The sequence below is a fragment of the Minwuia sp. genome, assembly GCF_048007105.1.
Classification (GTDB): domain Bacteria; phylum Pseudomonadota; class Alphaproteobacteria; order Minwuiales; family Minwuiaceae; genus Minwuia.
On record NZ_CP180352.1, the window covers coordinates 95,156 to 112,570 of the forward strand.

28 protein-coding genes and 1 pseudogene are annotated in these 17,415 nt (G+C 65.4%); all 29 read right to left on the bottom strand.

Features of this window, described 5'->3' with window-relative positions; translation table 11 throughout:
* Positions 1–22 precede the first annotated feature (22 nt).
* A complete protein-coding gene (locus ACMVY4_RS00520) occupies positions 23–1,036 on the bottom strand; it encodes a DNA-directed RNA polymerase subunit alpha (RefSeq protein WP_416898263.1) in 1,014 nt (337 codons plus the stop codon).
* Positions 1,037–1,142: 106 nt separating this feature from the next.
* On the bottom strand, positions 1,143–1,532 hold the full coding sequence (gene rpsK / locus ACMVY4_RS00525; protein WP_416898264.1) for a 30S ribosomal protein S11: 390 nt from the start codon (positions 1,530–1,532) through the stop codon (positions 1,143–1,145).
* A 7-nt stretch (positions 1,533–1,539) separates the two neighbouring features.
* Positions 1,540–1,908 carry a 30S ribosomal protein S13 gene (rpsM, locus tag ACMVY4_RS00530; RefSeq protein ID WP_416898265.1) on the bottom strand — a complete coding sequence of 123 codons (369 nt, stop codon included), beginning with the start codon at positions 1,906–1,908 and terminating at the stop codon, positions 1,540–1,542.
* Between the two features lie 117 nt (positions 1,909–2,025).
* On the bottom strand, positions 2,026–2,601 hold the full coding sequence (locus ACMVY4_RS00535; protein WP_416898266.1) for an adenylate kinase: 576 nt from the start codon (positions 2,599–2,601) through the stop codon (positions 2,026–2,028).
* Positions 2,598–3,953 carry a preprotein translocase subunit SecY gene (gene secY, locus ACMVY4_RS00540; protein WP_416898267.1) on the bottom strand — a complete coding sequence of 452 codons (1,356 nt, stop codon included), beginning with the start codon at positions 3,951–3,953 and terminating at the stop codon, positions 2,598–2,600. The genes ACMVY4_RS00535 and secY overlap by 4 nt, the downstream gene beginning before the upstream one ends.
* Positions 3,954–4,059: 106 nt before the next feature.
* On the bottom strand, positions 4,060–4,608 hold the full coding sequence (gene rplO, locus ACMVY4_RS00545) for a 50S ribosomal protein L15 (RefSeq protein WP_416898268.1): 549 nt from the start codon (positions 4,606–4,608) through the stop codon (positions 4,060–4,062).
* A 44-nt stretch (positions 4,609–4,652) separates the two neighbouring features.
* Positions 4,653–4,844, bottom strand: coding sequence for a 50S ribosomal protein L30 (gene rpmD, locus ACMVY4_RS00550; RefSeq protein WP_416898269.1), 192 nt, complete (start codon positions 4,842–4,844; stop codon positions 4,653–4,655).
* Positions 4,837–5,391: a 30S ribosomal protein S5 gene (gene rpsE, locus ACMVY4_RS00555; RefSeq protein ID WP_416898270.1), complete on the bottom strand. Its 555-nt coding sequence runs from the start codon at positions 5,389–5,391 to the stop codon at positions 4,837–4,839. Before rpsE ends, rpmD begins: the two co-directional genes overlap by 8 nt.
* A 13-nt stretch (positions 5,392–5,404) precedes the next feature.
* Complete coding sequence (rplR, locus tag ACMVY4_RS00560) at positions 5,405–5,773, bottom strand: 50S ribosomal protein L18 (protein ID WP_416898271.1); 369 nt, start codon at positions 5,771–5,773, stop codon at positions 5,405–5,407.
* A gap of 12 nt (positions 5,774–5,785) precedes the next feature.
* Positions 5,786–6,319: a 50S ribosomal protein L6 gene (rplF, locus tag ACMVY4_RS00565; RefSeq protein ID WP_416898272.1), complete on the bottom strand. Its 534-nt coding sequence runs from the start codon at positions 6,317–6,319 to the stop codon at positions 5,786–5,788.
* Positions 6,320–6,321: 2 nt separating this feature from the next.
* On the bottom strand, positions 6,322–6,720 hold the full coding sequence (gene rpsH / locus ACMVY4_RS00570) for a 30S ribosomal protein S8 (RefSeq protein ID WP_416898273.1): 399 nt from the start codon (positions 6,718–6,720) through the stop codon (positions 6,322–6,324).
* Positions 6,721–6,733: 13 nt separating this feature from the next.
* Positions 6,734–7,039, bottom strand: a complete 306-nt coding sequence (rpsN, locus tag ACMVY4_RS00575) for a 30S ribosomal protein S14 (RefSeq protein ID WP_416898274.1) — start codon at positions 7,037–7,039, stop codon at positions 6,734–6,736.
* Positions 7,040–7,043: 4 nt separating this feature from the next.
* Positions 7,044–7,598 carry a 50S ribosomal protein L5 gene (gene rplE / locus ACMVY4_RS00580; RefSeq protein ID WP_416898275.1) on the bottom strand — a complete coding sequence of 185 codons (555 nt, stop codon included), beginning with the start codon at positions 7,596–7,598 and terminating at the stop codon, positions 7,044–7,046.
* A gap of 10 nt (positions 7,599–7,608) precedes the next feature.
* Positions 7,609–7,932 (bottom strand): 50S ribosomal protein L24, encoded by a 324-nt coding sequence (rplX, locus tag ACMVY4_RS00585; RefSeq protein ID WP_416898276.1) that lies wholly within the window; start codon positions 7,930–7,932, stop codon positions 7,609–7,611.
* Between the two features lie 2 nt (positions 7,933–7,934).
* Positions 7,935–8,303: a 50S ribosomal protein L14 gene (gene rplN / locus ACMVY4_RS00590; RefSeq protein ID WP_416898277.1), complete on the bottom strand. Its 369-nt coding sequence runs from the start codon at positions 8,301–8,303 to the stop codon at positions 7,935–7,937.
* Positions 8,304–8,347: 44 nt separating this feature from the next.
* On the bottom strand, positions 8,348–8,584 hold the full coding sequence (gene rpsQ / locus ACMVY4_RS00595; protein ID WP_416898278.1) for a 30S ribosomal protein S17: 237 nt from the start codon (positions 8,582–8,584) through the stop codon (positions 8,348–8,350).
* A gap of 4 nt (positions 8,585–8,588) precedes the next feature.
* Positions 8,589–8,786, bottom strand: coding sequence for a 50S ribosomal protein L29 (gene rpmC, locus ACMVY4_RS00600; protein ID WP_416898279.1), 198 nt, complete (start codon positions 8,784–8,786; stop codon positions 8,589–8,591).
* 1 nt (position 8,787) lies between these two features.
* Complete coding sequence (rplP, locus tag ACMVY4_RS00605) at positions 8,788–9,207, bottom strand: 50S ribosomal protein L16 (RefSeq protein WP_416898280.1); 420 nt, start codon at positions 9,205–9,207, stop codon at positions 8,788–8,790.
* A gap of 24 nt (positions 9,208–9,231) precedes the next feature.
* Positions 9,232–9,922: pseudogene (rpsC, locus tag ACMVY4_RS00610) on the bottom strand (30S ribosomal protein S3).
* Positions 9,922–10,302, bottom strand: coding sequence for a 50S ribosomal protein L22 (gene rplV / locus ACMVY4_RS00615; protein ID WP_416898281.1), 381 nt, complete (start codon positions 10,300–10,302; stop codon positions 9,922–9,924). The pseudogene rpsC and the gene rplV overlap by 1 nt, the downstream one beginning before the upstream one ends.
* Before the next feature lie 4 nt (positions 10,303–10,306).
* Complete coding sequence (rpsS, locus tag ACMVY4_RS00620; protein ID WP_416898282.1) at positions 10,307–10,585, bottom strand: 30S ribosomal protein S19; 279 nt, start codon at positions 10,583–10,585, stop codon at positions 10,307–10,309.
* A 64-nt stretch (positions 10,586–10,649) separates the two neighbouring features.
* Complete coding sequence (gene rplB / locus ACMVY4_RS00625; protein ID WP_416898283.1) at positions 10,650–11,477, bottom strand: 50S ribosomal protein L2; 828 nt, start codon at positions 11,475–11,477, stop codon at positions 10,650–10,652.
* Positions 11,478–11,481: 4 nt separating this feature from the next.
* Entirely contained in the window at positions 11,482–11,775 is a 294-nt protein-coding gene (locus tag ACMVY4_RS00630; protein ID WP_416898284.1) for a 50S ribosomal protein L23, read from the bottom strand.
* Positions 11,772–12,392, bottom strand: a complete 621-nt coding sequence (rplD, locus tag ACMVY4_RS00635; RefSeq protein WP_416898285.1) for a 50S ribosomal protein L4 — start codon at positions 12,390–12,392, stop codon at positions 11,772–11,774. The genes ACMVY4_RS00630 and rplD overlap by 4 nt, the downstream gene beginning before the upstream one ends.
* A 2-nt stretch (positions 12,393–12,394) precedes the next feature.
* Positions 12,395–13,183 carry a 50S ribosomal protein L3 gene (gene rplC, locus ACMVY4_RS00640; RefSeq protein ID WP_416898286.1) on the bottom strand — a complete coding sequence of 263 codons (789 nt, stop codon included), beginning with the start codon at positions 13,181–13,183 and terminating at the stop codon, positions 12,395–12,397.
* A gap of 17 nt (positions 13,184–13,200) precedes the next feature.
* Positions 13,201–13,509 (bottom strand): 30S ribosomal protein S10, encoded by a 309-nt coding sequence (gene rpsJ, locus ACMVY4_RS00645; protein ID WP_416898287.1) that lies wholly within the window; start codon positions 13,507–13,509, stop codon positions 13,201–13,203.
* Between the two features lie 71 nt (positions 13,510–13,580).
* Positions 13,581–14,771: an elongation factor Tu gene (gene tuf / locus ACMVY4_RS00650; RefSeq protein WP_416898288.1), complete on the bottom strand. Its 1,191-nt coding sequence runs from the start codon at positions 14,769–14,771 to the stop codon at positions 13,581–13,583.
* Positions 14,772–14,827: 56 nt separating this feature from the next.
* Complete coding sequence (fusA, locus tag ACMVY4_RS00655; protein WP_416898289.1) at positions 14,828–16,906, bottom strand: elongation factor G; 2,079 nt, start codon at positions 16,904–16,906, stop codon at positions 14,828–14,830.
* 24 nt (positions 16,907–16,930) lie between these two features.
* Positions 16,931–17,401, bottom strand: a complete 471-nt coding sequence (gene rpsG, locus ACMVY4_RS00660; protein ID WP_416898290.1) for a 30S ribosomal protein S7 — start codon at positions 17,399–17,401, stop codon at positions 16,931–16,933.
* Positions 17,402–17,415: the final 14 nt, after the last annotated feature.

A 17,415-nucleotide genomic window follows, 5' to 3' on the forward strand; every position in this document is an offset into this window, starting at 1 on the left:
CTGTTCTGGGGCTGTGCGCCCTTTAGAAATTGTCTTCCAGCTTTTTCGCCAGATCGTCGATGTTGTCCGGCGGCCAGCCGGGGACTTCCATGCCAAGGCGCAGACCCATCTGCGCCAGCACTTCCTTGATCTCGTTCAGCGACTTGCGGCCGAAGTTCGGGGTCCGGAGCATCTCCGCCTCGGTCTTCTGGATCAGGTCGCCGATGTAGACGATGTTGTCGTTCTTCAGGCAGTTGGCCGAACGGACCGACAGTTCCAGTTCGTCGACCTTGCGCAGCAGGTTCCGGTTGATCTCCGGCTCCGAACTCTGCTCCTCGGCGACCTCGCGCTGCGGCTCCTCGAAATTGATGAAGAGCTGCAACTGGTCCTGCAGGATGCGCGCGGCGAAGGCGACGGCGTCCTCGGGCGTCACGGCGCCGTTGGTGACGATGTCCATCGACAGCTTGTCGTAGTCGAGAACCTGGCCCTCACGGGTGTTCTCGACCTTGTAGGCGACCTTCTTGATCGGCGAGAAGAGCGAGTCCACCGGAATCAGGCCGATCGGCGCATCTTCCGGACGGTTGGCCGAGGCGGCGACGAAACCCGAACCCATGTCGACGGTCAGGTCCATCTTGATCCGCGCGCCGTCGTCCAGGTGCATCAGCACCAGGTCGGGGTTCAGAACCTCGATGTCGTGGCCGGCGTCGATCTGGCCGGCGGTGACCGGGCCCGGACCGTCGGCCTTCAGCGTCACCCGCTTCGGACCTTCGCCGTGCATCTTCAGCGCCAGCTGCTTGATGTTCAGCACGATGTCGGTGACGTCCTCGCGCACGCCCTCGATCGAGGAGAACTCGTGCAGCACGTTGTCGATGTGAATGGCCGTCACGGCGGCGCCCTGCAGGCTGGACAGCAGCACGCGGCGAAGCGCGTTGCCCAGCGTCAGACCGAAACCACGCTCCAGCGGCTCCGCAACCACGGTGGCGCGGCGGCTGAGGTCATCGCCCTTGTATTCGATCTTGTTCGGCTTGATCAGCTCTTTCCAGTTCCGCTGGATCACTTGGCAAACCTCATGTCGTTCATGGCAGACGCGCCGGGGTCAGAATGACCGCCGCCGCCTGCAGAAAAATAAGTTCCGGCGGCCTGTAGCCGCCTGTTCCGCAATGTCAGACGCGGCGGCGCTTGCGCGGCCGGCAGCCATTGTGGGCGATCGGCGTGACGTCGCGGATCGAGGTGACCTCGAAACCGGTCGCCTGCAGGGCGCGCAGCGCGGACTCGCGTCCCGAACCCGGCCCCTTCACGCGGACTTCCAGGGTACGCACACCATGCTCCTGCGCCTTGCGGCCCGCATCCTCGGCAGCCATCTGGGCGGCATACGGGGTCGACTTGCGCGAACCCTTGAAGCCCATCATGCCGGCCGACGACCAGGAGATCGCGTTGCCCTGCACGTCGGTGATGGCAATCAGCGTGTTGTTGAAGGACGCCTGCACATGGGCGACGCCGTTCGTGATGTTCTTGCGCTCGCGGCGGCGAACGCGCGTCTCTTTCTTCGCCATGGTGGTCCTACTTCTTCTTGCCGGCGATCGGCTTGGCCGGACCCTTGCGGGTGCGGGCGTTGGTATGGGTACGCTGACCGCGCACCGGCAGGTTCCGACGATGGCGAAGGCCGCGATAGCACTTCAGATCCATCAGCCGCTTGATGTTCATGGCGGTCTCGCGGCGAAGGTCACCCTCGACCAGGTACTCCGACTCGATCGTCTCGCGGATCTGGATGACCTCGGCGTCGGTCAGCTCGTTGACCCGGCGCTCGCGCGGGATCCCGATCTTGCCGCAGATCTCCTTCGACTTCGCCGGCCCGATGCCGTGAATGTAGGTCAACCCGATTTCCACGCGCTTCGCGCTCGGAATATTGACACCAGCTATACGCGCCACGCTCTTCTCCTTAGCAAAACGCAGCAGGCAGGGGCCGGCCGGAGCCGCCTCAGAACCCGATGATCGATGAAGGCGCGCGATTATACGAATGCGCGCCCTGTCGTCAACCGCCCCTGTCTACCTCTTTCCGTCCAGAATTGTCACGATGTTGGCCGTCACCTGATCGATGGCCTGCAGGCCGTCGACGGTATCGACCATGTTCTTCTTCTCGTAGTAGGCCAGAACCGGCGCGGTCTGGTCGTGATACACCTTCAGCCGGTTCTTCAGCGTCTCCGCATTATCGTCCGCGCGGCTGCCGCCGGTCTCGGCGGCCCGCTTCTCGATACGCTTGAACAGCTCCTCGTCGGGCACGCTGATGTTCACGACCGCGTCCAGGGTCAGGCCCTTCTCGTCCAGCATCCGGTCCAGGCCCTCGGCCTGGCCCAGCGTCCGCGGGAACCCGTCCAGGATGAAGCCGCCCTTGCAGTCCGGCTCGTCGATCCGGTCCCCGATGATGCCGATGATGATCTGGTCATCGACCAGATCGCCACGGTCCATCACCGCCTTGGCCATCTTGCCCAGCTCGGTGCCGGCGGCGACGGCCGCGCGCAGCATGTCGCCGGTCGACAGCTGGACCACCTTGTAGCGGTCGACGATGAATTCGGCCTGGGTGCCCTTTCCGGCGCCCGGCGGTCCGAACAGGATCAGATTCATCGGCGCATCCCCCTCGAAGAGCCGCGAAGCTTGGATTTCTTGATCAGCCCTTCGTACTGGTGCGCCAGCAGGTGGGACTGGATCTGTCCGACGGTGTCCATGGTCACCGAGACCACGATCAGCAGCGATGTGCCGCCAAAGTAGAACGGCACGTTCCACTGGCTGATCAGCAGCTCCGGCAGCAGGCAGACCGCGGCCAGGTAGGCTGCGCCGATCACGGTCACGCGCGTCAGCACGTAGTCGAGATACTCGGCGGTGCGCTGGCCCGGACGGATGCCCGGAATGAAGCCGCCGTTCTTGCGCAGGTTGTCGGCTGTGTCCTGCGGATTGAAGACGACGGTCGTGTAGAAGAAGCAGAAGAAGACGACGCCGCCGATATAGAGCGCCAGATAGAGCGGCTGGCCGCGGCCGAGCATGGCGACGACGGTCTGCAGCCACTCCGGACCGGACGACTGGCTGAACTGCGCAACCGTCACCGGCATCAGCAGCAGAGAGGAGGCGAAGATCGCCGGAATGACGCCGGCGGTGTTGACCTTGATCGGCAAGTGCGAGGTCTCGCCGCCGATCATGCGCTGGCCCATCTGCCGCTTCGGATACTGCACCAGCACCCGGCGCTGGGCGCGCTCGACGAAGACGATGAAGGCGATCACGGCGACGACCATGACCATCAGGAACAGGATGATCGCGGTCGACAGCGTGCCGAGACGGCCGAGCTCCAGCGTGCCGGCGAGGGCGCTGGGCAGTTCGGCGACGATGCCGGCGAAGATGATCAGCGAGATGCCGTTGCCGACGCCGCGGGCGGTGATCTGCTCGCCCAGCCACATCAGGAACAGCGTGCCGCCGGTCAGCGTCACCACGGTGGTGAAGCGGAAGAACATGCCCGGGTCGTGGACGGCGCTGCCCATGGAGCCGGTCAGGCCCTCGAGACCCACGGCAATGCCGTAGGCCTGGACGGCGGCAAGCAACACCGTGCCGTAGCGGGTGTACTGATTGATCTTCTTGCGGCCCTGCTCGCCTTCCTTCTTCCACTGCTCCAGCGTCGGGGAGACCGTGGTCATCAGCTGCATGATGATGGAGGCGGAGATGTAGGGCATGACGTTCAGCGCGAAGATCGTCATGCGTTCAAGCGCACCGCCGGCGAAGACATTGAACATGCCGAACACGCCGCCGGCCTGCTGCTCGAAGATGTCCTTCATGATCAGCGGGTCGACGCCGGGAACCGGGATGAAGGTGCCGAGGCGATAGATCACAAGCGCGCCCAGGGTGAACCACAGACGCTTCTGCAGCTCGGTCGCCTTGGCGAAGGCGCCCCAGTTGATGTTCGCGGCAAGTTGTTCGGCGGCTGACGCCATTCGATCACCTCTAAAGACGAGGGAGCGGCGCCTCGCGGACGCCGCCATATTTCACCCCGTCATCCAAAATCGGGTGCCGGACCGGTGTCCGCCACCCACGCATCGATCACTTCTTCTTCTTGTGCCCCTTGCCGATCACCTTGGTGCGGCGCGTCTCGGCCTTCTTGGCCTTGTGCGCCAGCTGCTCCTCGGTCAGTGCATCGGTCTGCACGATCGACCCACCCGCGGCCTCGACCTGGGCCACGGCGCTCGCCGAAGCACCCGCGACTTCCAGCTCGACCTTCGCGGTCAGCTCGCCCTTGGCCAGCAGCCGGACGCCGTCGCGCGTGCGGCGGAGCAGGCCGGCAGCGACCAGCGCCTCACCGTCGATCTTCTGGCCCACGTCCAGCTTGCCGGCGTCGATCGCCTGCTGCAGGCGGCCGGTGTTCAGCGGCACGTAGCTCTTGCGGAAGATGTTGTTGAAGCCCCGCTTCGGCAGCCGCATGTGGATCGGCATCTGGCCGCCTTCGAAGCCCTTGATGGCCACGCCGGAACGGCTCTTCTGACCCTTCTGGCCCTTGCCCGAGGTCTTGCCCAGACCCGAGCCGAGACCGCGGCCGACGCGCTTGCGTGCGTGACGGGCGCCCTTGTTGTCGTTCAGTTCGTTCAGCTGCATGGCTGATCGTCCTCTTCGTACCTTCGAGATGCCGGCGGCCGGATTCAGCCGCTGACTTCCTCCACCTTCACCAGGTGGGCGACCTTGGCGCACATGCCGCGAACCGAGGGAGTATCCTCCAGCACGCGGGTGCGGTTCATCTTGTTCAGACCCAGACCGACCAGCGTCGCGCGCTGGTCCTTCGGGCGGCCGATCGGGCTGCCGACCTGGGTGACCTTCAGCTTGCTATCAGACATCAGCGGCCTCCTGCGCCGCGGCGTCGTCGCGGCGGCTGACGATGTCGCCGACCTTGCGGCCGCGCTTGGCGGCGACCCGCTTCGGCGAGGTCATGTTCGCCAGCGCGTCGAAGGTGGCGCGAACCATGTTGTAGGGGTTCGAGGTGCCGACCGACTTGGTCACGACGTCCTGAACGCCCAGGGTCTCGAAGACCGCGCGCATCGGACCGCCAGCGATGATACCGGTACCCGGAGGCGCCGCGCGCAGCATCACGCGGCCCGCGCCATGACGGCCCGAGATGTCGTGATGCAGGGTACGGCCCTCGCGAAGCGGCACGCGGATCATGGTCTTCTTGGCGACCTCGGTGGCCTTGCGAATCGCCTCCGGCACTTCGCGGGCCTTGCCCTTGCCGAAGCCGACGCGGCCCTTCTGGTCGCCGACAACCACCAGCGCGGCAAAGCCGAACCGGCGGCCGCCCTTCACCACCTTGGCGACGCGGTTGATATGGACCAGCTTGTCGACGAATTCGCTGTCGCGGTCGCGGTCGTTGAAATCGGGACGTGCCATGCGTTCCGCTCCCCTAGAATTCCAGGCCGCCCTCACGGGCGGCATCGGCCAGCGCCTTCACGCGGCCATGATACTGCAGGGCGCCACGGTCGAAGATGACCGCCTTGACGCCGGCGGCGACAGCACGTTCGGCAACCATCTTGCCCACGATCGCCGCAGCCTCGACCGACATGGTCGACTTCAGCGGCTGCGCCAGATCTTTCTCCACGGTCGCCGCGGCGGCCAGGGTGCGGCCCTGGGCGTCGTCGATGACCTGGGCGTAGATATGCTTGCCGCTGCGGTGGATGGAGAGGCGCGGACGCCCCTGCGCCAGGCGGCGCAGCTTGGCGCGAACCCGCTCAGAACGGCGCTTTGCGCTCGTCTTGCGCTTGTAATAGGCCATGACCAGCGTTCCTTACTTCTTCTTGCCTTCCTTGCGGACGATGTACTCGTCCGCATAGCGCACACCCTTGCCCTTGTAGGGCTCCGGCGGGCGCCAGGCGCGGATCTCGGCGGCCACCTGGCCGACCTTCTGCTTGTCGATGCCCGAAACCTTGATCGACGTCGGCTTCTCGCACTGGATGTCGATACCTTCGGGGATCTGGTAGTTCACGTCGTGGCTGAAGCCCAGCGCCAGGCTGAGGGTCTTGCCCTGCACCTGCGCACGGTAACCGGTGCCCGTGATCTCCAGATCGCGGCTGAAGCCCTCGGAGACGCCGGTGACCAGGTTCTGGGCCAGCGTGCGCTGCATGCCCCAGGCCATCCTCGCCTTCTTGGTGCTGTTCACCGGACGCACCGTGATCTTGCCGTCCGCGAACTCGACGTTCACGTCGCTGACGAAACGCATGCTGAGCTGCCCCAGCTTGCCCTTCGCGGTCAGGTCACGGCCGTCCAGCTTGACCTCGACGCCGCTGGGGACAGTGACCGGGTTCTTGCCGATACGGGACATGATCAGAACACCTCGCAGAGTACTTCGCCGCCGACCTTCTGCTCGCGCGCCTCGGCGTCCGACAGCACGCCGCGCGGCGTGGACAGGACCGAGATGCCGAGGCCGTTGGCGACCTTGCCCAGGTCCGCGATCTTGGAATAGACGCGGCGGCCCGGCTTGGAGACGCGCTTGATGGTCGAGATGACCGGCGTGCCTTCATAGTACTTGAGCTCGATCACGATCTCGGGGTGACCGCGCTCGTTCACATCATCGTGGAAGTCGCGAATGTAACCTTCGCGCTTCAGAACCTCGAGCACGCTGGCGCGGAACTTCGAGGCCGGGGTGCGGATCGAATCCTTGCGGGCCATCTGGCCGTTGCGGATTCGGGTCAGCATGTCTCCGATGGGATCAGAAAACGACATGGCGCTCTTCTCCTTACCAGCTCGACTTCACCAGGCCGGGGATCTTGCCCTCGGAGCCCAGTTCGCGGAGCGCAATACGGGAAATACCCAGCTTGCGGTAATAGGCGTGCGGACGGCCGGTCACGTTGCAGCGGTTGTGCAGGCGGCTCGGCGCCGAATTGCGGGGCAGCTCGGCCAGCTTCAGGCGGGCGGCGAACCGCTCCTCCATCGACATCGATTCGTCCTTCGAGATCGCCCGCAGCGCGTCGCGCTTGGCGGCATACTTCTTCACAAGACGCTCGCGCTTCTTGTTCTTCTCGATCGCACTCTTCTTAGCCATCCGATCAGCTCCCCTGCTTCGTGAACGGCATGTTGAAACCGGCAAGCAGCTCGCGCGCTTCGTCGTCGGTCTTCGCCGTCGTGCAGATGATGATGTCCATGCCGCGGATCTCGTCGACCTGGTCGTAGTTGATTTCCGGGAACACGATCTGCTCCTTCAGGCCCATGGCGTAGTTGCCATTGCCGTCGAAGCTCTTCGGGTTCACACCGCGGAAGTCACGTACGCGCGGCAGCGCGATGGTGACCAGACGGTCCAGGAACTCGTACATGCGAGTGGCGCGCAGCGTGACCTTCACGCCGATCGGCATGCCGTCGCGCAGCTTGAACGTCGCGATGGACTTCCGCGCCTTTGTGATCACCGGCTTCTGGCCGGCGATTTTGGTCAGATCCTCGAACGCCGCCTGGACCTTCTTGGAATCGCCGACCGCCTCGCCGACGCCGATGTTCAGGACGATCTTCTCCAGCTTCGGCGTCTGCATCACGTTCGTGTAGCCGAAGCGCTCCTTCAGCTGGGGAACGATCGTGCTCTCGTAGTGCTCTTTCAGTCTGGGCTGAGCCATTTTCCGCTCCTCAGACGTCAATGATTTCGCCGGACCGCTTGGCGAAACGCACCTTGCGGCCATCCTCGAGGGTCTTGAAGCCGACGCGGGTGGGCGCGCCGTCCTTCGGGTCCTCATGGGCGACGTTGGAAATGTGGATCGCGGCCTCGCGCTCGATGATGCCGCCGGGATTGCCGGCGCCCGGGCGCTGATGCCGCTTGATCATGTTCACGCCGGCAACCACGACCCGGCGCTCGTCGCGAAGCACACGGAGCACCTCGCCCTTGCGGCCCTTGTCGCGGCCGGCCAGGACGACGACCTTGTCGCCCTTCTTGACCTTGAACTTCTCAGACATGCTCAAAGCACCTCCGGCGCCAGAGAGATGATCTTCATGTAGCCCTTGCCGCGAAGCTCGCGGGTGACGGGGCCGAAGATGCGGGTGCCGATCGGCTCGTTCTGCTTGTTGATCAGCACCGCGGCATTGCGGTCGAAACGGATCGAGGTGCCGTCGCCACGGGAAACTTCCTTCGCCGTGCGGACGATCACCGCGCGCATCACGTCGCCCTTCTTCACGCGGCCCCGCGGGATGGCTTCCTTGACGGAGACGACGATCACGTCGCCTACGCCGGCCACCTTGCGCTTCGAGCCGCCGAGCACCTTGATGCACTGCACCCGGCGCGCGCCCGAGTTGTCGGCTACGTCCAGGTTGGTTTGCATCTGAATCATCGGACTACTCCTGTCCTGCTACCCACGACCGATCCGGAGACGGATCAGCCGACTTCCTTCATGATTTCCCAACGCTTCAGCTTGGAGATCGGCGCGCATTCGATCACGCGGACCGTTTCGCCGGCCTTGCAGCTGTTCTCCGGATCGTGGGCATGAATCTTCTTCGAGAGGCGGATGAACTTCTTGTACAGCGGATGCCGCACGCGACGCTCCACCCGGACCACCACCGTCTTGTCGTTGGCGTCGCTGACGACGACGCCCTGCATGATGCGCTTCGGCATAGTGTCAGGCTCCCTTCGCCCGCTCGTTCAGCACCGTCTTGATACGCGCGATGTCGCGGCGCACCTCGCGGATGCGGGACGTGTTCTCGACCTGGCCCGTCGCCCGCTGAAAGCGCAGGTTGAACTGCTCCTTCTTCAGGTCGACCAGGCTCTCGCTCAGCTCGTCCTGGGACTTCGCCCGGAATTCCTCGACAGCGGCCATATCAGTTGTCCCCTGCATAACGGCTGACCATCTTCACCTTGATCGGCAGCTTCGCCGCCGCACGCTCGAACGCCTCGGCGGCCAGTTCGTTCGGCACACCGTCAAGCTCGAACATGATCCGGCCCGGCTTCACCCGGCAGACCCAGTATTCCGGCGAGCCCTTGCCCTTGCCCATGCGGACTTCGGTCGGCTTCTTGGAAACCGGGACGTCCGGGAAGACGCGGATCCACACGCGGCCGGCACGCTTGATGTGACGCGTGATGGCGCGGCGAGCGGCCTCGATCTGGCGCGCGGTCACGCGGCCCGGCTGCTGGGCCTTCATGCCGAAGGCGCCGAAGTTCAGCGTGGTGCCGCCCTTGGCGTTGCCGTGGATGCGGCCCTTGTGCGCCTTGCGGAATTTCGTCCGTTTCGGTTGCAGCATCGTTCTGCCTCAGCTTCTGTCGTGTCAGCCGCGGCCGCCGGAGCTCTGCTGCTCCTGCGCCCGCTTGTCCTGGGCCAGCGGATCGTGGGCCATGATTTCGCCCTTGAAGACCCAGACCTTGATTCCGATCGCGCCATAGGCGGTCTTCGCCGTGGCGGTGCCGTAGTCGATGTCCGCGCGCAGCGTGTGCAGCGGCACGCGGCCCTCGCGGTACCACTCGGTGCGGGCAATTTCCGCACCGCCCAGACGGCCGCCGCAGTTGATGCGGATGCCCTGGGCGCCGAGACGCATGGCGTTCTGCACCGCGCGCTTCATGGCGCGGCGGAAGGCGACGCGGCGCTCCAGCTGCTGGGCGATGTTCTCGGCCACCAGCTTGGCGTCGATCTCGGGCTTGCGGATCTCGACGATGTTCACCGCGACTTCCGACGTCGTCATCTTCGACAGGTCCTGGCGAAGCTTCTCGATGTCGGCGCCCTTGCTGGCCGATCACCACGCCCGGACGCGCCGAGTGGATGGTGATGCGGGCCTTCTTCGCCGGCCGCTCGATGACGATGCGCGACACGCCGGCGCCCGACAGCTTGTCGAACAGGTAGTCGCGGATCTTCAGATCCTCGTCCAGCAGACCCGCGTAGTTGCCCCTCTCGGCGTACCAGCGCGAATCCCAGGTCCGGTTGATGCCCAGACGCAGGCCGATCGGATTGACCTTCTGACCCATCAGTTCGCCTCCTCGACTTCAGCCACGACCACGGTCAGATGGCTGAAGGGTTTCATGATCCGGCCGATCCGGCCGCGGGCGCGGGCGCGCCAGCGCTTCATCACCAGGCCCTTGCCGACATAGGCTTCCTTGACCACCAGCAGATCAGGATCTAGCTGATGGTTGTTCTCGGCGTTGGCGATGGCGCTCTGCAGCACCTTCTTCACGTCGTGCGCGATGCGGCGGTTGTTGAAGCTCAGCTTCACCAGCGCATCCTCGACCTTGTGACCGCGGATGGTCTCTGCCACCAGATTCAGCTTCTGAGGGCTGACGCGCAGGTTGCGCGCGACGGCCTTCGCTTCGTTGTCGCCCAGGGCGCGTTCTCTCGCTTCCTTGCCCAACGGCTTACCTCCTCTTGGCCTTCTTGTCGGCGGCATGGCCGTAGTAGGTCCGGGACGGCGAGAACTCGCCGAACTTGTGGCCCACCATCTCTTCCGACACCAGCACGGGGACGTGCTTCTGGCCGTTGTAGACGCCAAACGTCAGCCCGACGAACTGCGGCAGGATGGTGGAGCGGCGCGACCAGATCTTGATCACGTCCTTGCGCCCCGACTCCCGCGCCGCCTCGGCCTTCTTCAGCAGATAGCCGTCGACGAACGGCCCTTTCCAAACTGAGCGTGCCACGGTTCGATCTTCCCTTCCCTATGCCGCAGGCCCCTGGCCCGCGGCGCGTTCAAAACTTCGCGCCCTACCGCTTGTGGCGGCTGCGCATGATCAGCTTGTCGCCGGACTTGTTGCGACGCGTCCGGGCGCCCTTGGTCGGCTTGCCCCACGGGGTCACCGGATGACGGCCGCCCGAGGTGCGGCCTTCGCCGCCGCCATGCGGATGATCGACCGGGTTCATCGCGACGCCGCGGACCGACGGGCGCTTGCCCTGCCAGCGCTTGCGGCCGGCCTTGCCCAGCTTGATGTTGGACTGGTCGGGGTTGCTGACGGCGCCGACGGTGGCCATGCACTCGCCACGCACCATGCGCTGCTCGCCCGAGGACAGACGAAGCTGCGCGTAGCCCGAGTCCTTGCCGATCAGCTGTGCGTAGGTACCGGCGGAGCGGGCGATCTGCCCGCCCTTGCCGATCTTCAGCTCGACATTGTGGACGATCGTGCCGACCGGCATGTTGCGCAGCGGCATGGCGTTGCCCGGCTTGATGTCGCAACGGTCGCCCGAAAGCACCTTGTCGCCGACGCCGAGACGCTGCGGCGCCAGGATATAGGCCAGTTCGCCGTCCTCGTACTCGATCAGCGCGATGAAGGCGGTCCGGTTCGGATCGTACTCCAGACGCTGGACGGTCGCGGCGACGTCCTGCTTGTTCCGCTTGAAGTCGACGACACGGTAGCGGCGCTTGTGGCCGCCGCCGATGCGACGGGCGGTGATCCGGCCGGTGTTGTTGCGGCCGCCGGACTTCGTCAGGCCCTCGGTCAGCGACTTGACCGGCCCGCCCTTGTGCAGCTGCGAGCGGTCGACGGTCACCAGATTGCGCCGCGACGGGGTCGTCGGTTTGTAGGTCTTCAGCGCCATGATCTTACAGTCCCGTAGTCACGTCGATGGTGTGGCCTTCGCCAAGGGTGACGATGGCCTTCTTCACGTCCGGACGGCGGCCGGGCCGGCCCCTGAACCGCTTCGTCTTGCCCTTCACGACCATGGTGTTCACCGCCGAAACCTCGACCTTGAACAGGGTCTCGACCGCCGCCTTGATCTCCGGCTTGGTCGCATCGGTGGCCACGCGGAAGACGACCTGGTTGTGCTCCGAAAGCAGGGTCGACTTCTCGGTGATCACCGGGCTCAGAATGACGTTGTAATGGCGTTCCAGGCTCATCCGAGGCGCGCCTCCAGCGCTTCTACAGCTGCGCGCGTCAGCACCAGGTGCTCGCGGCGCAGGATGTCATAGACGTTGGCGCCCTGGCAGGGCAGCACGTCGATCAGCGGAATGTTCCGGGCCGCACGGGCGAAGTTCTCGTTCAGCTCGGCGCCGTCCACGATCAGGGCGGAGCTCAGCCCCATGCCCTTCAGCTTCTTCGCCAGCGGGCCGGTCTTGGCCTCCTCGACGGAGGCCTGATCCAGCACGATCAGCTTGGAATCGGCCGCCTTGGACGACAGGGCGTGAAGCAGGGCCAGACGCCGCATCTTCTTCGGCAGATCATGGGCGTGGCTGCGCACCTGCGGACCATGGGCGACACCGCCGCCACGATGGTTCGGGGCCTTCCAGGAGCCCTGACGCGCACGGCCGGTGCCCTTCTGGTTGAAGGGCTTCGCGCCGGTGCGGTCGACTTCGTTCCGGTTCTTGACCTTGTGGGTCCCGGCACGGCGCTTGGCGAGCTGGTAGTTGACCATCCGGTGCAGGATGTCCGCGCGCGGCTCCAGACCGAAAATGGCGTCGTTCAGCTCGATATCGCCGGCCTCGGCATTGTCGAGATTGATGACCTTCGCCTGCATGGTCACTTGTCCTCCGTCTCGGCAGCCGGGGCCTCGGCCTCGGCTTCGGTCGCCTCGGCGGCTTCGACTTCCGGCTCGTCCGCCGGGGCTTCTTCCTCGGCCGGCGCCGGCGCAGCCGTCTCGCGGATGGAGGCCGGATACGGCGCATCCTTGACACTGGCCTTCTTCACCGCGTCGCGCAGCAGGACCCAGGCGCCCTTCGCGCCGGGCACACCGCCCTCAACCAGCACGATGCCCTTCTCGTCATCGGTGCGGACGATGGTCAGGTTCTGGACGGTCACGCGGACGTCGCCCAGGTGGCCGGCCATCTTCTTGCCCTTGAACACCTTGCCCGGATCCTGGCACTGGCCGGTGGAGCCGTGGGCGCGGTGCGAGATCGACACGCCGTGGCTGGCGCGCAGGCCGCCGAAGTTGTGCCGCTTCATGGCGCCCGCGAAGCCCTTGCCGATCGAGGTGCCGACCACGTCGATCCGCTGGCCCGCAATGAAATGCGAGGGCAGCAGCTCGGCGCCGACATCGACGAAGGCGTCGCCGGCCACGCGGAACTCGGCCAGCTTCATCTTCGGCTCGACCTCGGCCTTGGCGAAATGGCCGCGCATCGGCTTGTTCACGTTCTTCACCTTGGCCTGACCCGCGCCAAGCTGCAGCGCGTCATAGCCGTCCCTGTCGGCCGTGCGGTGGGCAACCACCTGGCAGCCGTCAATCTGCAGCACCGTCACCGGCACATGCTCGCCCGCGTCACCGAAGACGCGGGTCATGCCCAGCTTGCGTGCAATTAGACCGGTTCTCATCGACCTCTACCCCCGGCTCAGAGCTTGATCTCGACGTCGACGCCGGCGGCCAGATCGAGCTTCATCAGCGCGTCAACCGTCTGCGGCGTCGGCTCGACGATATCCAGCAGACGCTTGTGCGTGCGGATCTCGAACTGCTCGCGCGACTTCTTGTCGATGTGCGGCGAGCGCAGCACCGTGTACTTCTCGATGCGCGTCGGCAGCGGGATGGGCCCACGGACCTGGGCGCCCGTCCGCTTGGCGGTGTTGACGATCTCGCTCGTCGACTGGTCCAGCACCCGATGATCGAAGGCCTTCAGCCTGATCCGGATATTCTGACTGTCCATGTCGCCCTTCCCTTGAAATGAAAGGAAACGGCCGCCGCCGGTTCACCCGGCGGCAGCCGGTTCTTTGTCTGTTACTCGATGATGGATGCGACGACGCCGGCGCCGACGGTGCGGCCGCCTTCGCGGATGGCGAAGCGCAGGCCCTCGTCCATGGCGATCGGGTTGATCAGTTCCACCGTCATCGCGATGTTGTCGCCCGGCATCACCATCTCCGTGCCCTCGGGCAGTTCGATCACGCCGGTCACGTCCGTCGTCCGGAAATAGAACTGCGGACGGTAGTTCGCGAAGAACGGCGTGTGACGGCCGCCCTCTTCCTTCGTCAGGATGTAGGCCTCCGCCTTGAACTTCGTGTGCGGCGTGATCGAGCCCGGCTTCGCCAGGACCTGACCGCGCTCCACATCCTCACGGCCGACACCGCGCAGCAGCGCGCCGATGTTGTCGCCCGCCTCGCCCTGGTCCAGCAGCTTGCGGAACATCTCGACGCCCGTGCAGGTCGTCTTCTTGGTGTCGCGGATGCCGACAATCTCGACTTCCTCGCCAACCTTGATCACGCCACGCTCAACGCGGCCCGTCACAACCGTGCCGCGGCCCGAAATCGAGAACACGTCCTCGATCGGCATCAGGAACGCCTGGTCCTTCGGACGCTCCGGCTGCGGGATGTAGTCGTCGACCGCCGCCATCAGCTCCAGGATCGCCTTCTTGCCGATCTCCTCGTTCGTGCCCTCGACCGCAGCCAGTGCCGAACCCTTCACGATCGGAATGTCGTCGCCCGGGAACTCGTAGGACGACAGCAGCTCGCGAACCTCAAGCTCGACCAGCTCCAGCAGCTCCTCGTCGTCGACCTGGTCGACCTTGTTCATGAACACGACCAGCGCCGGAACGCCGACCTGACGCGCCAGCAGGATGTGCTCGCGGGTCTGCGGCATCGGGCCGTCGGCCGCCGACACAACCAGGATCGCGCCGTCCATCTGCGCCGCGCCCGTGATCATGTTCTTCACGTAGTCGGCATGGCCCGGGCAGTCGACGTGGGCGTAGTGACGGTTCTCCGTCTCGTACTCCACATGCGCCGTCGAGATCGTGATGCCGCGCGCCTTCTCCTCCGGCGCCGCATCAATCTCGGCATAGCCCTTCGCGGTCGCGCCGCCCGTCTCGGCAAGCACCATCGTGATCGCTGCCGTCAGCGTCGTCTTGCCATGGTCAACGTGGCCGATCGTGCCAACGTTGCAGTGCGGCTTCGTACGCTCAAACTTCTCCTTGGCCATCTTCTCTCTCCGGCTTCAGGCTTGTTGTTGTCTCTCTCGGCACCCGTCTCCGCGCGTCACGCCAGCTTGGCGATGACTTCGTCGGAGATGCTCTGGGGCACCTGCTCATAGTGGCTGAACTGCATGGTGAACTGCGCACGGCCCTGGGTCATGGACCGCAGCGTGTTCACGTAGCCGAACATGTTGGCCAGCGGCACCAGCGCGTCGATGACCGTGGCGTTGCCGCGGGGCTCGGAGCCCTGCACCTGGCCGCGGCGGCTGTTCAGGTCGCCCATGACGTCGCCCACGAACTCCTCGGGGGTGACGACCTCGACTTCCATCATCGGCTCCAGCAGCTTGGCGCCGGCCTTCGGCGCCGCCTCGCGGAACGCCGCACGGGCGGCAATCTCGAACGCCAGCACCGAGGAGTCGACGTCGTGGCTCGCGCCATCGATCAGCTCGGCCCGGACGTCGATCAGCGGGAAGCCCGCCAGGACGCCGGCGTCTATGACCGACCGCAGGCCCTTCTCGACGCCGGGGATGTATTCCTTCGGCACCGAGCCGCCGACGATCTTGCTCTCGAAGGTGAAGCCCGAACCGGGCTCGCCCGGACCGAGGATCATCTTCACGCGGGCGAACTGGCCCGAACCGCCGGTCTGCTTCTTGTGAGTGTAGTCGATCTCGGTGTCGCGGGTCAGGGTCTCGCGGTAGGCAACCTGCGGCGCACCGACATTGGCCTCGACCTTGAACTCGCGCTTCATGCGGTCGACGATGATGTCGAGGTGCAGTTCGCCCATGCCCTTGATGACCGTCTGGCCGGTCTCCTGGTCGGTATGGACGCGGAAGGACGGATCCTCCTGCGCCAGCCGGCCCAGGGCGATCGACATCTTCTCGTGGTCGGCCTTGGTCTTCGGCTCGACCGCGATCTCGATGACCGGATCCGGGAATTCCATGGCTTCCAGCACGACGGGCTTCAGCGGATCGCACAGCGTGTCGCCGGTCGTGGTGTCCTTCAGGCCCGCGATGGCGATGATGTCGCCGGCCATGGCGACCTTCACGTCCTCGCGGTCGTTGGCGTGCATCATCAGCATGCGGCCGATGCGCTCGCGCTTGCCCTTGACCGAGTTCAGGATCGACTGACCGCTTTCGACCTGGCCGGAATAGACGCGGCAGAAGGTCAGCGAGCCGACGAACGGGTCGGTCATGATCTTGAAGGCCAGGGCCGAGAAGGGCTCCTCGTCGGACGACTTCCGGATCATCTCGGTTTCCGGCTCGTCGACCTTGTGGCCGACGATGGACTCGACGTCCGTCGGGGCCGGCAGGTAATCGACGACGGCATCCAGCAGCGGCTGCACGCCCTTGTTCTTGAACGCGGTGCCCAGCAGGACCGGCACGAAGGTGCTGGCCAGGGTGGCGCGGCGGATCAGCTTGCGCAGCGTGTCGGCCGCCGGCTCCTCGCCCTCCAGGTACGCCATCATGGCGTCCTCGTCCTGCTCGACGGCAGCCTCGACCAACTTTTCGCGGTACTCGGCGGCCTGGTCGGCCAGGTCGGCGGGGATCTCACGGTACTCGAACTCGGCGCCCAGGCTCTCGTCCTTCCAGACGATGGCGCGCATCTCGATCAGGTCGATGACGCCGATGAAATCCAACTCGGCGCCGATCGGCAGCTGCAGCGGCATCGGCACGCAGCCCAGCCGGTCTTCCATCATCTGCACGCAGCGGAAGAAGTCGGCGCCCATGCGGTCCATCTTGTTAACGAAGCACATGCGCGGCACGCGGTACTTGTCGGCCTGGCGCCAGACGGTCTCCGTCTGCGGCTCGACGCCGGCGACGGCGTCATAGACGGCGACCGCGCCGTCGAGCACGCGCAGCGAACGCTCGACCTCGATGGTGAAGTCCACGTGGCCGGGGGTGTCGATGATGTTGATGCGGTGATCGCGCCAGAAGCAGGTCGTCGCCGCGGACGTGATGGTGATGCCGCGCTCCTGCTCCTGCTCCATCCAGTCCATGGTGGCCGCGCCGTCATGGACCTCGCCGATCTTGTGGGAACGGCCGGTGTAGAAAAGGATGCGCTCAGTCGTGGTCGTCTTGCCGGCATCGATGTGGGCCATGATGCCGATATTGCGGTAGCGATTGAGGGGCGTCTGGCGGGACATGTCCTGCTCTCCTGCTTCGGGCCGTTACCAGCGGTAATGGGAGAAGGCCTTGTTGGCCTCCGCCATCCGGTGGGTGTCTTCACGCTTCTTCACGGCGCCGCCGCGATTTGAAGCCGCATCCATCAGCTCGCCGGCAAGCCGGTCGGTCATGGTGTTCTCGGAGCGCTTGCGGGCCGAATCGATCAGCCAGCGGATGGCCAGCGCCTGGGCGCGCTCGGGACGGACATCCACGGGAACCTGGTAGGTCGCACCGCCGACGCGGCGGGACCGGACTTCCAGCGCCGGCCGCGCGTTGCCGAGCGCCTCGTGGAAGATGTCGACCGGGCTGCGGCCCACCTTCGCCTCGATCTGCTCGAAGGCGTTGTAGACGATGCGCTCGGCGGCCGACTTCTTGCCGTGATACATCAGGTTGTTCATGAACTTCGAGACGACCAGATCGCCATGGATCGGGTCGGGCAGGATCTCGCGCTTCTCGGCTGCGTGACGACGTGACATTTCCTAGGACTCCC

Excerpts from the sequence above, each read along its gene's own strand:
- rpsK (WP_416898264.1), bottom strand. The coding sequence starts at position 1,532 with ATGGCGAAGAAAGAGACGCGCGTTCGCCGCCGCGAGCGCAAGAACATC.
- ACMVY4_RS00535 (WP_416898266.1), bottom strand. The coding sequence starts at position 2,601 with ATGAATCTGATCCTGTTCGGACCGCCGGGCGCCGGAAAGGGCACCCAG.
- secY (WP_416898267.1), bottom strand. The coding sequence starts at position 3,953 with ATGGCGTCAGCCGCCGAACAACTTGCCGCGAACATCAACTGGGGCGCC.
- rplO (WP_416898268.1), bottom strand. The coding sequence starts at position 4,608 with ATGCAGCTGAACGAACTGAACGACAACAAGGGCGCCCGTCACGCACGC.
- rpmD (WP_416898269.1), bottom strand. The coding sequence starts at position 4,844 with ATGTCTGATAGCAAGCTGAAGGTCACCCAGGTCGGCAGCCCGATCGGC.
- rpsE (WP_416898270.1), bottom strand. The coding sequence starts at position 5,391 with ATGGCACGTCCCGATTTCAACGACCGCGACCGCGACAGCGAATTCGTC.
- rplR (WP_416898271.1), bottom strand. The coding sequence starts at position 5,773 with ATGGCCTATTACAAGCGCAAGACGAGCGCAAAGCGCCGTTCTGAGCGG.
- rplF (WP_416898272.1), bottom strand. The coding sequence starts at position 6,319 with ATGTCCCGTATCGGCAAGAACCCGGTCACTGTCCCCAGCGGCGTCGAG.
- rpsH (WP_416898273.1), bottom strand. The coding sequence starts at position 6,720 with ATGTCGTTTTCTGATCCCATCGGAGACATGCTGACCCGAATCCGCAAC.
- rpsN (WP_416898274.1), bottom strand. The coding sequence starts at position 7,039 with ATGGCTAAGAAGAGTGCGATCGAGAAGAACAAGAAGCGCGAGCGTCTT.
- rplE (WP_416898275.1), bottom strand. The coding sequence starts at position 7,598 with ATGGCTCAGCCCAGACTGAAAGAGCACTACGAGAGCACGATCGTTCCC.
- rplX (WP_416898276.1), bottom strand. The coding sequence starts at position 7,932 with ATGTCTGAGAAGTTCAAGGTCAAGAAGGGCGACAAGGTCGTCGTCCTG.
- rplN (WP_416898277.1), bottom strand. The coding sequence starts at position 8,303 with ATGATTCAGATGCAAACCAACCTGGACGTAGCCGACAACTCGGGCGCG.
- rpsQ (WP_416898278.1), bottom strand. The coding sequence starts at position 8,584 with ATGCCGAAGCGCATCATGCAGGGCGTCGTCGTCAGCGACGCCAACGAC.
- rpmC (WP_416898279.1), bottom strand. The coding sequence starts at position 8,786 with ATGGCCGCTGTCGAGGAATTCCGGGCGAAGTCCCAGGACGAGCTGAGC.
- rplP (WP_416898280.1), bottom strand. The coding sequence starts at position 9,207 with ATGCTGCAACCGAAACGGACGAAATTCCGCAAGGCGCACAAGGGCCGC.
- rplB (WP_416898283.1), bottom strand. The coding sequence starts at position 11,477 with ATGGCGCTGAAGACCTACAAACCGACGACCCCGTCGCGGCGCAATCTG.
- ACMVY4_RS00630 (WP_416898284.1), bottom strand. The coding sequence starts at position 11,775 with ATGAGCCTGGAACGCCATTACAACGTCATTCTGAGCCCGGTGATCACC.
- rplD (WP_416898285.1), bottom strand. The coding sequence starts at position 12,392 with ATGCAGGCGAAGGTCATCAATCTCGACAATGCCGAGGCCGGCGATATC.
- rplC (WP_416898286.1), bottom strand. The coding sequence starts at position 13,183 with ATGAGAACCGGTCTAATTGCACGCAAGCTGGGCATGACCCGCGTCTTC.
- rpsJ (WP_416898287.1), bottom strand. The coding sequence starts at position 13,509 with ATGGACAGTCAGAATATCCGGATCAGGCTGAAGGCCTTCGATCATCGG.
- tuf (WP_416898288.1), bottom strand. The coding sequence starts at position 14,771 with ATGGCCAAGGAGAAGTTTGAGCGTACGAAGCCGCACTGCAACGTTGGC.
- fusA (WP_416898289.1), bottom strand. The coding sequence starts at position 16,906 with ATGTCCCGCCAGACGCCCCTCAATCGCTACCGCAATATCGGCATCATG.
- rpsG (WP_416898290.1), bottom strand. The coding sequence starts at position 17,401 with ATGTCACGTCGTCACGCAGCCGAGAAGCGCGAGATCCTGCCCGACCCG.